Annotated in this window: 10 protein-coding genes; 7 read left to right on the forward strand and 3 right to left on the reverse strand. The window is 71.3% G+C overall.

The genetic code is table 11. From position 1 onward, the window contains the following. Both ABNT58_RS14940 and ABNT58_RS14945 read right to left on the reverse strand, forming a co-directional pair. Positions 1 to 1,952, reverse strand: a 1,952-nt coding sequence (locus ABNT58_RS14940; protein ID WP_348754251.1) for a CHASE domain-containing protein, incomplete at its 3' end; no start/stop codon positions are given. A gap of 29 nt (positions 1,953 to 1,981) precedes the next feature. Continuing rightward, positions 1,982 to 3,058 (reverse strand): response regulator, encoded by a 1,077-nt coding sequence (locus ABNT58_RS14945; protein WP_348754252.1) that lies wholly within the window; start codon positions 3,056 to 3,058, stop codon positions 1,982 to 1,984. A gap of 204 nt (positions 3,059 to 3,262) precedes the next feature. Here ABNT58_RS14945 and ABNT58_RS14950 point away from each other — a divergent pair, with 204 nt between their 5' ends. Genes ABNT58_RS14950 through ABNT58_RS14980 form a run of 7 tightly spaced genes read left to right on the forward strand, consistent with a single transcriptional unit; the run spans position 3,263 to position 8,741 of the window. Beyond that, on the forward strand, positions 3,263 to 4,447 hold the full coding sequence (locus ABNT58_RS14950; protein WP_348754253.1) for a pyridoxal phosphate-dependent aminotransferase: 1,185 nt from the start codon (positions 3,263 to 3,265) through the stop codon (positions 4,445 to 4,447). After that, a complete protein-coding gene (gene ybgC / locus ABNT58_RS14955) occupies positions 4,444 to 4,863 on the forward strand; it encodes a tol-pal system-associated acyl-CoA thioesterase (RefSeq protein WP_348754254.1) in 420 nt (139 codons plus the stop codon). The genes ABNT58_RS14950 and ybgC overlap by 4 nt, the downstream gene beginning before the upstream one ends. Then, positions 4,860 to 5,540 carry a protein TolQ gene (gene tolQ, locus ABNT58_RS14960; protein WP_348754255.1) on the forward strand — a complete coding sequence of 227 codons (681 nt, stop codon included), beginning with the start codon at positions 4,860 to 4,862 and terminating at the stop codon, positions 5,538 to 5,540. The genes ybgC and tolQ overlap by 4 nt, the downstream gene beginning before the upstream one ends. A gap of 13 nt (positions 5,541 to 5,553) precedes the next feature. Beyond that, positions 5,554 to 5,979, forward strand: coding sequence for a protein TolR (gene tolR / locus ABNT58_RS14965; RefSeq protein WP_348754256.1), 426 nt, complete (start codon positions 5,554 to 5,556; stop codon positions 5,977 to 5,979). 6 nt (positions 5,980 to 5,985) lie between these two features. Then, positions 5,986 to 6,987 carry a cell envelope integrity protein TolA gene (tolA, locus tag ABNT58_RS14970; RefSeq protein ID WP_348754257.1) on the forward strand — a complete coding sequence of 334 codons (1,002 nt, stop codon included), beginning with the start codon at positions 5,986 to 5,988 and terminating at the stop codon, positions 6,985 to 6,987. 3 nt (positions 6,988 to 6,990) lie between these two features. Next, positions 6,991 to 8,190 (forward strand): AAA family ATPase, encoded by a 1,200-nt coding sequence (locus ABNT58_RS14975; RefSeq protein WP_348754258.1) that lies wholly within the window; start codon positions 6,991 to 6,993, stop codon positions 8,188 to 8,190. Further along, positions 8,187 to 8,741, forward strand: a complete 555-nt coding sequence (locus ABNT58_RS14980) for a DUF4276 family protein (protein WP_348754259.1) — start codon at positions 8,187 to 8,189, stop codon at positions 8,739 to 8,741. Before ABNT58_RS14975 ends, ABNT58_RS14980 begins: the two co-directional genes overlap by 4 nt. 49 nt (positions 8,742 to 8,790) lie before the next feature. On the opposite strand, the gene ABNT58_RS14985 is transcribed toward ABNT58_RS14980, so the two are convergent. Beyond that, positions 8,791 to 9,925 (reverse strand): hypothetical protein (locus tag ABNT58_RS14985; RefSeq protein ID WP_348754260.1); only part of this gene is annotated, 1,135 nt, incomplete at its 5' end.

The following is a 9,925-nucleotide window of genomic DNA, read 5'->3' on the forward strand; positions in this document are numbered from 1 at the left end:
AAGGTGCAGCGCATCTGCGTGTCCCAGTGCGCCAGCACGCCGGGAAAGGCATCGATGGCCAGCCGCAGCAGCCGTTCGCGGTCGGCCAGCTCGCGCTGGGCGTTGCGGCTTTCCTGCACCAGCGCATCGAGCTGGCGGCGCTGCTCGGTCAGCTCGGTGACGTCGTGCACCAGCACATAGAAGCCGCGCACCTGGCCGTCCACCCGGTCGGGCAGGTAGTGCGCCAGCACCTGGCGCGGCGGCTGGCCCTGCAGCGGCGGCAGCGCCACCTCGAAGGTCTGCGGCTGGCCGGCCAGCGCGGCCATGATGCGTGGCTCATTGCGCTCGAACAGCATCGGGCTGGCCACGTCCTGCAGCCGGCGGCCGGGCAGCGTGCCGGGCGGCAGGTTGAACCAGCGGTGGTAGGCCTGGTTGGCAAAGCGGTTGACGAGCTGGCTGTCCCAGTAGCCCACCATCGAGGGCAGCGCGTCGAGCAGCGTCTGCAGGTCGCGGCGGGCATTTTCCAGCGCGGCGGTGCGGTCGGTGACCTGCTGCTCCAGCGTGGCGCTCAGCTCGCGCAGGCGGCGCTCGGCGGCCTTGCGCGCGCCCACGTCGCGGATGGTCAGGCCCAGGCCGGTCAGCTCGCCGCGCTCGCCCCGGATGGGCGACAAGGCGATGGACACCTCGGCCAGGCTGCCGTCGCGCACCCGGCAGACGGCGTCGAACGCGGGCACCGGCTCGCCGGCCATCACCCGCTCGCGCAGCTCGGCGTGCGGCAGGCGGCCGTCTTCGGCCATCAGCACGCTGGCCAGCGGCCGGCCCATGGTCTCCGCGGCGCCATGGCCCAGGATGCGCTCGGCCGCGCGGTTCCAGCCGATCACCTGGCCGGCCGGCGACTCGGCAATGATGGCGTCGCTGGAGGCTTCCAGCAGCGCGGCCAGCCGCTGCTGCTGCTGCTGGGCGCGCCATTCGGCCCGCCGGTTGCGCAGGTGCACGTACACCAGCGCCGCCAGCAGCAGCGAGGCCACCACGCCCGCGGCCAGCACCCGCCAGGGCGACAACAGGTTCAGGCCCTGCACGAAGGCCGGCTGCGCGCGCACCGACAGGTGCCATTCGCGGCCGAACACCGATCGCCGCAACTCGGCCTGCAGCCCGGGCACCGCGCCGGTGTGAAAGCCCGGCGAGGTGAAGAACAGCTCGGCCGGCCCCCCGGGCGCGGCATCGGACAGGCCGACGGCAAAGCCCACCTCGCGCAGCTCGAAGTCGCGCAGCACGTCGTCGATGGACAGCGGCGCATACACCCAGCCGATGCAGGCAGCGCTGCGCTGGGCCTCGGTGGCCACCGGCTGCCCCGCGGCATACACCGGCAGCAGCAGCAGGAAGGAATGCATCAGCCGGTCGGGCGCCTGCACCAGCGTGACCGGCGCGGTGAGCGAAGCCAGGCCGGTGCGCAGGGCCCGCTGCGCGGCCGCCAGGCGGCGCGGCTCGGACGCAATGTCCAGCCCCACCGCGCCGGGGCTGCGCTCCACCGGCTCGATGTACTGGATGACGTGGCGCTCACCGTCGTGCTGCGCGAACTGCCGCAGCGCGAACTGGGGCCAGCCGTCCTGCCGAGCGGCTTCGACGAAGGCCGCTTCCTGCCCTGGCAGCACGCGGCGGATGACACCGAAGCCGCGCGCACCGGGAAACTCGCGGTCGATGTCGCGCGACTCATGGTAGGCACGGAACAGCGGCCGGCTCAGCCGGTCGCCCGCGGCCACCACCACGCCGCGGGCACCGCGCAGGCCTTTTTCGTAGTCCTGCATGCGGGCCATCAGGCGGTCGGCCACCACCGCGGCCTGCGCATCGAAGCGCGACTGCGCCAGCGCGCGGTTGTTGCGGGCCTGGTGCCAGGCCAGCAGCGCTGCGCACAACAGGCCGGCCGCCAGCCAGGCCGATGCCCCCACCCCCGGCCGGTGCAAGGTCTGCAGCATGCTGCGCGCCGGCCGCCGGCCCGGCATCGTCAAACCGCATCCCCCGGCGGCCGGCCGGCTGGCGCCGCGGTGAGCGCTGCTGTGGGCGCCGCGGTGGGCGTCTGGCCGGGCGTGGCGCCGGCGGCGGGCAGCTCGGCGGCCAGGGTGGGGCCGGCCGGGCTGCCCACCGCCGCGGCGACGTCCGCCACCACGCCCAGGCCGTTGTCCAGCCCGGGCACCGGCAACGCACGGCCCGCGCCCACGCCGCGCTGCCACAGCACCTGCCGGGCCTGGCCCGCACCCGCCGCGCGGGCCGCCTGCAGCGCGGTTTCGGCAGCGCCCATCAGCATCGAAGGCGCCACCGGGGGCAGGCCCGGGGCCGCCGGTGCCAGCACCACGAAGCCGGCAGCCAGGCCGGCGGGGCAGCCCGGCCCCTGCAGCAGCTGCCGGGCCACGCAGGCCGCGCCCCGGGCATCGGTGTCGGGCAGCAGCAGGGCCAGGCCATCGGCGCCCAGGTGGCCGATGCAGTCGCCGGGCCGGCGCGCGGCCACCCGCACCGCACGCGCCAGGCTTTCCAGCACCGGTGCATCGCACGCCGGCTGCAAGGCCGTGGGCGCCAGCCGCAGCAGGGCCAGCGGGCCTTCGCGCGGGCCATCCTGGCAGGCCAGGCCGAGCAGCAGGTCGAAGCAGCGGCGGTTGAAGGCCGCCGCCGGCTCGCCGCTGCCGCGCGGCCGGCGTTGCGCCAGGCGGCGCAGCGCGGCCTGCAGCTCGGCCTGCACGCAGGCGGCCAGTACCGGGCCGTCGGGCGGCTTGGCCAGGCAGGCCACCACGCCCAGGCCATGCAGCCCGGGCAGCGCCTGCGCAGGCTCGGTGCCGCTGAGCACCAGCACCGGCACCTCGGCCAGCAAGGGCGAGCGGCGCATCTCGGCCAGCACCGCCGCCCCGTCCATGTCGGGCAGCTGCAGGTCCAGCAGCATCAGGTCGGGGATGGACTGGCGGGCCAGGCGCAGCGCATCGGCCCCGCGCTTGGCAAAGCGCACCTGCCCGAAGGGCCGCAGCATGGCGCCCAGCACCACGATCTGGGTCGGGTCGTCGTCCACGATGAGGAGGTCGTACTGCCGGTTCATGCTGACCACCGCGGCTCGCCGGGCCGCCGCGGCCAGACTGCTCGTCATTCTGAAGTGCCCACGTGGCAGGCAGCGATAGGCGCAAGCCCTGCCCTGCCGGCGTCTGCCCAGCAGGGGGCAATTGCCGGGCCGTGCCGGGCGGCCGAACTAAACTGCTCATTTTTCCGCGACCGGCGCGCCTGCCGCGCCACGCCCTTGTCAGAGATGTCGCCACCGCTTGCCGACCGCCTCCGGTTCATCGACCCGTTTTACGTGATGGAGTGCGCCAAGGCGGCCGACGAGATCGCCCGCAGCCCCGCCTGCGACCCGGCGCTCGGCGGCCGGCCGATGATCTACCTCAACATCGGCGAGCCCGACTTCACCGCGCCGCCGCCGGTGCTGCAGGCCGCGCAGGCCTGCCTGGGCGCCGGCCGCACCCAGTACACCGCCGCCACCGGCCTGCCGGCGCTGCGCGAGGCCATCAGCCAGTGGTATGCGCAGCGCTTCGGGCTCGATGTGCCGGCGCGGCGCATCGTGGTCACTGCCGGCGCCTCGGCCGCGCTGCAGCTGGCCACGCTGGCGCTGGTGAACCCGGGCGACGAGGTGCTGCTGCCCGACCCCAGCTACCCCTGCAACCGGCACTTCGTGGCCGCTGCTGGCGGCCAGGCGGTGCTGCTGCCGGCCGGTGCCGAGTCGCGCTTCCAGCTCGATGCGGCCGCGGTGCAGGCGGCCTGGGGCCCGCGCACCCGCGGCGTGCTGCTGGCCTCGCCCTCCAACCCCACGGGCACGTCCATCGCGCCCGACGAGATGGGCCGCATCGTGCAGGCCGTGCGCGAGCGCAACGGCTTTGCCATCGTCGACGAGATCTACCTGGGCCTGAGCTACGACGACCAGTTCGCGGCCAGCGCGCTGCAGTTCGGCGAAGACGTCATCTCGATCAACAGCTTCAGCAAGTACTTCAGCATGACCGGCTGGCGGCTGGGCTGGATGGTGCTGCCCGAGCGCCTCGTGGCGCCGGTGGAACGGCTGGCGCAGAACCTGTTCATCTGCGCCTCCAGCGTGGCGCAGCAGGCGGCGCTGGCCTGCTTCACGCCCGAGGCCATCGCCACCTATGAAGACCGGCGCGCCGCCTTCCGCGCGCGGCGCGACTTCATCGTGCCGGCGCTGCAGCAGCTGGGCTTCGGCGTGCCGGTGCTGCCCGACGGCGCCTTCTACGTGTGGTGCGACGTCTCGGCCCATGCGAGCAGCAGCTGGGACTTCTGCTTCGACATGATGCACAAGGCCCATGTGGCGCTGACGCCCGGGCGCGACTTCGGCCCGCATGCGGGCGAGCGCTTCATGCGGCTGTCGTTTGCCAACAGCCTGCCGCAACTCGAGGAAGCCGTGCGCCGGCTTTCGCAGGCGCTGTGAGCGGCGCGCACTTCGAGTTCCCGGTGCGGGTGTACTGGGAAGACACCGACGCCGGCGGCGTGGTGTTTTATGCCAACTACCTGAAGTTCTTCGAGCGGGCGCGCACCGAATGGCTGCGCTCGCTGGGCCATGAGCAGCAACGGCTCAAGGAAGAAGGCGGCGCGATGTTCGTGGTCACGGACACCCGCACCCGCCACCTCAAGCCGGCGCGGCTGGACGACTTGCTTCACATCGACGTGGTACTGGCGGAACGCAGCCGTGCCACGCTCACCCTGCGCCAGCATGCGCGCCGCGCGGGCGAGCTGCTTGCCGAAGGCGAGGTACGCATCGCCTGTGTGGAGCCTGGAACCTTCCGGCCACGCCGTATTCCGATTCCCCTTCTCGACGCGATGCCCGACATCGCCACGCATCCATGAACCAGGACATGTCCATCATCTCGCTCGTGCTGCATGCGAGCTTCGTCGTGCAGATCGTGATGGCCGGCTTGCTGACCGTCTCGCTGATCAGCTGGACGGTGATCTTCGGCAAGCTGGTCGGCCTGAAGCGCGTGCGCGGCCTGAACGAAGGCTTCGAGCGCGAGTTCTGGTCGGGCCGCAGCCTGACCGAGCTGCAGCAGGCCGCCACCTCGTCCAAGACCACGGCGCCGATGGAACGCATCTTCGCCAGCGGCATGCGCGAATTTTTGAAGCTGCGCGAAAAGCGCCTGGACGGCGGCGCCCAGCTCGACGGCGCCCGCCGCGCGATGCGCGCGAGCTACCAGCGTGAGCTGGACGTGATCGAGAGCAACCTGAGCTTCCTCGGCTCAGTGGCCTCGGTCAGCCCCTATGTGGGCCTGTTCGGCACGGTGTGGGGGATCATGCATGCCTTCGTCGGCCTGGCCAACCTGCAGCAGGTGTCGCTGGCCACGGTGGCGCCCGGCATCGCCGAGGCGCTGGTGGCCACGGCCATTGGCCTCTTCGCCGCCATCCCGGCGGTGATCGCCTACAACCGCTTCGCCCGCGACATCGACCGCATCGCGATCCAGCTGGAGACCTTCATCGAGGAGTTCTCCAACATCCTGCAGCGCAACGCCACCCAGCCGGCCGCGCGCTGAAGAGGCCCGCACCATGGCAGCCCTGAACTCCCGAGGCGGTGGCCGCCGGCGCCGCGCGATGAACGAGATCAACATGGTTCCGTTCATCGACGTGATGCTGGTGCTGCTGATCATCTTCATGGTCAGCGCCCCGCTCATCACCACCGGCACCATCGACGTGCCCACCGTCGGCAAGGCCAAGCAGGCCGAAAGCCGCAAGATCGACGTGCAGGTGGCGCTGGACGGCGGCATCAAGCTGGCCTCCGACGGCAACGAACGCAAGGTCACGCTCAAGGAACTGGCCGACAACGTGAGGGCCGCGCAAAGCGGCGACGCGCAGGTGCCGGTGGTGATTGCCGCCGACCGCAACGTCAAGTACGACACCGTGGTGAAGGTGATGGACACCTTGCAGCGCGCCGGCATCCAGCGCGTGGGCCTGTCGGTCAAGGCGGGGGGCTGACCGGGCATGGCCGACGAACAAGCCGTCGATGTACTGCGCCCCCAACAACCCGGCGGCATGCGCGCCGGCGCCGCCGCTGCGGTGCTGGCGCACCTGGCGCTGATCGCCGCCATCGCCCTGGCCACCAACTGGCGCGTGAGCACGCCCGAAGGCGTGACCGCCGAGCTGTGGGCCGCCAGCCCGCAAGAGGCAGCGCCGCGGGGCGAACCGCCGCCGCCGCCACCTCCTGCACCCTCCCCTGCACCTGCGCCCGCCCCGGCGCCGGCACCGCCGCCGCCCGCGCCTGCCCCGCGGCCCGAACCCAAGCCGGTGCCTGCGCCGCCGCCCAAGCCGGCACCGGCCGAGCGCGACGCGCAGATCGCGGTGGAAAAGGCCAAGAAGGAAAAGGAACAGAAGGAGCGCGAAGAACGCGAGGCCGAGCGCCAGCGCGCGGCCGACAAGCGCGAGCGCGAAGCCAAGCAGAAGGCCGAGCAGGAGAAGAAGGAGCGCGCCGAGCAGCAGGCCGCCGCGCGCGAGAAGGCCGAGAAGGACAAGGCCGAGCGCGAGAAGAAGGAGCGTGCCGAGCAGCAGGCCCAGGCCGCCAGGGACAAGGCGGAAAAGGCTGAAAAGGAAAAGGCCGAGAAGGCCGCCGAAGCCAGGCGCGAACAGGTGCGCAAGGAACAGCTGGCCCGCATGATGGGCCAGGCCGGCGCCACCGGCGCGCCCGATGCCCGCGGCACGGCGCAACGCGACGCCGGCCCGTCGGCCAGCTACGCCGGCCGCATCGTGGCCCGGGTGCGGCCCAACATCGTGCTCACCGACGACGTGCCGGGCAACCCGGTGGCCGAAGTGGAAGTGCGCGCCGCACCCGACGGCACCATCCTGGGCCGCCGCCTGGTCAAGGGCAGCGGCGTCAAGGCCTGGGACGACGCGGTGCTGCGCGCCATCGACCGCACCGACGGCCTGCCCAAGGACGTGGACGGCCGCGTGCCGGGCTCGATGGTGATCGTGTTCCGGCGGGGGGATTGAGGCATGCAGATCGAGCAGATCCGGCTGAAGAACTTCCGGGCCTTCCGGGATGTGCAGATGAAGGACATCCCGCGGTTCTGCGTGCTGGTCGGCGCCAATGGCACCGGCAAGAGCACGCTGTTCGCCGTGTTTGCCTTTCTGCGCGATGCGATGGCCGGCAACGTGACCACGGCACTGGCACGCCTGGGCGGCAGCCGGGGCTTCCAGGAAGTGCGCAGCCGGGGCGCCAGCGGCCCCATCGAGATCGAGCTGAAGATCCGCACCACGCTGGCCGACGGCCACGCACGCCGCATCACCTACGAGCTGCATGTGGATGAGCGCGACGGCCGACCGGTGGTGGCGCGCGAGGTGCTGCGCTACAACCGGGGCAATCGCGGGGGCCGGCCCTGGAAGTTCCTGGACTTTGCCTACGGCACAGGTGCCGCCGTCACCAATGAGCTGGAAGGCGTGGCCGACGAAAGCCAGCTCATGCGAGAAACCCAGACCTTGAAGAGTCCGGACATCCTGGCCATCAAGGGCTTGGCGCAGTTCGAGCGTTTTCCGGCGGTGGTGGCCCTGGGCAATCTGATCGAGAACTGGCACCTGTCCGACTTTCACATCAGCCGCGCCCGGCCCGAGGCCGAGGCTGGCTTTGCCGACCACCTGAGCCGCGAAGGCGAAAACCTGTCGCTGGTGGTTGAGTACCTGCACCGGCAGCACCCCCAGGTGTTCAGGGGCATCCTCGACCGCCTGAAGCACCGGGTGCCCGGCATCAGCCACGTGGAAGCGAAGACCACCGAAGAAGGCCGCGTGCTGCTGAAGTTCTCCGACGGCGCGTTTGAGGACCCCTTCCTGGCCCGCTTCGTGTCAGACGGCACGATCAAGATGCTGGCCTACCTGGTGCTGCTGTACGACCCGCAGCCGCACCCCTTGCTGTGCGTGGAAGAGCCCGAGAACCAGCTCTATCCCACCTTGCTCTGGGACTTGGCGGAAGAGTTCAGGTCTTACGCCGACCGGGGCGGCCAGGTTTTCGTCTCCACCCATTCGCCCGACTTCCTGAACGCCGTCAAGCTGGACGAGGTGTTCTGGCTCGGCAAGGTCGACGGCTACACCCAGGTGCACCGCGCCGCCGACGATGCGCAGCTGGCCGCCTACATGGCGCACGGCGACCGCATGGGCTACTTGTGGAAGGAAGGCCTGTTCCGCGGCGCTGATCCGCGATGAGGCACCTGGTCTTCCTGCTCGAAGGGCCATCCGAACGCGACGCCCTGGCCGTGTGGCTGCCCCGCTGGCTGCCCGACGACGTGCAGCCGCATTTCCTCGTGTTCGAGGGCAAGCAGGACATGGAAAAGCGCATGGCCCTGAAGATGCGCTACTGGCAGCTGCCCAACTCACGCTTCCTGGTGCTGCGCGACAAGGACAGCGGCGACTGCCATGCGGTCAAAGCCGCCCTGCGCGCCCGGTGTGACGAGGCAGGCCGGCCCGATGCCGTGGTGCGCATCGCCTGCCATGAGCTCGAGAGCTTCTTCCTGGGCGATTGGCCGGCGGTGGCAAAGGCATTTGAGCAGCCCCGTCTGGCCGCACTGGCACGAAGCGCCAAGTACCGCGACCCTGACCGCATCGCCGCTCCAGAAGCCGAGCTGCGCCGCCATCTGCCGGGCTACCAGAAGCGGGACGGTGCGCGACGTATTGCGCCGCACATGCACCTGGATCGAAACGCGTCCTGCAGCTTCAGGCACCTGCGCGACGCGATCTTGCGACTGGCGACTGGCTAGTTCGCCCCAAGAATTCTCAGCCTTGGGGCGGCCCGGCGGTACTGGGCGCTCACGCGGCGGTGAGCACCACCACCGCGCTGCGATCGCCCAGGCGCAGGCGCACGCGCAACGGCAGCCCTTGAGGCGGCACCGCCGTGGCGCTGAACTGGCGCCGCCGGGCATCGAAGTGCAACCAGGTGGGCAGCGGCTCGCCGTCTTCCAGCGTGGCCGCGACCGGGGCGTCGCCTGCCAGGTCGGCGGTCAGCGCCCCGGGCAGCCCGAAGCTGAAGCCGGTGGCCATCAGCGGCTGCGGTACACGCACGGTCACCAGGGCTTCGCCCTCTGGCGTCGGGGCTGGCGAGAGCTGCACGCTGACGCCTTCGAACATCACGGGCGACTGCGCCATTGGCACCGGGCCGGCCATCAGCACCGAGGCGTCGATGGCCAGCGGTGCGGCCTCCGGCACCGGCAGCACGGCCGGCGGCATGAGAGGTGGCAGCACCGTGGGAGCCGCCAGCCTGACCCGAGGTGGTACGGCCGGGGGCGAAGGCGGTGGCGCGACCGGAGGAACGACCGCAGGAACTGAGGACGGTACCGTCGGCGGAGTGACTGTCGGCGCGACGGGCGGCGCCTCCGTGCCCGACTTGACGCCATTGAGCACCGGCGCGGTAGCGAAGCGATTGCCGGTCGCAGACAGCGTGATGCCGGAGCCCGGTGCAGACAGCTGGGCCACACCCGCCACGACCATGCTGCTGCCGGGCCGCTGCGTGATGGCACCACCGATGCTGGTGGCATTGAATCCCCCAGCGGCCGTGATGTCGCCGATCACCAGGCCACCGATGCCATCGACCACTGCAATGTTGTTGCCCCTGGCGTTGAACGCGCCCTGGAAGTCGTTGTTCGCACCATCCAGCGTGATGTTGCTGCCCGGCGCCGCGACGGTGGTTTGACCACCCACCGTGATCACCGAACCAGCCTGCTGCGTGACGTCGCCGCCCGTGCTCGTGGCGTTGAAGCCACCAGCGGCCGCGATGTTGCCGATCACCAGCCCGCCGGTGCCATCGACCACCGTGACGTTGTTGCCGGTGGCGTTGAACGCACCCTGGAAGTCGTTGTTCGCGCCGTCCAGCGTGATGTTGCTGCCCGGCGCCGCGACCGTCGTCTGACCGCCGACGACGATGGTGGTGCCCGCTGTCTGCGTGATT

This window comes from uncultured Aquincola sp. (assembly GCF_964001545.1).
GTDB lineage: Bacteria > Pseudomonadota > Gammaproteobacteria > Burkholderiales > Burkholderiaceae_C > Aquincola.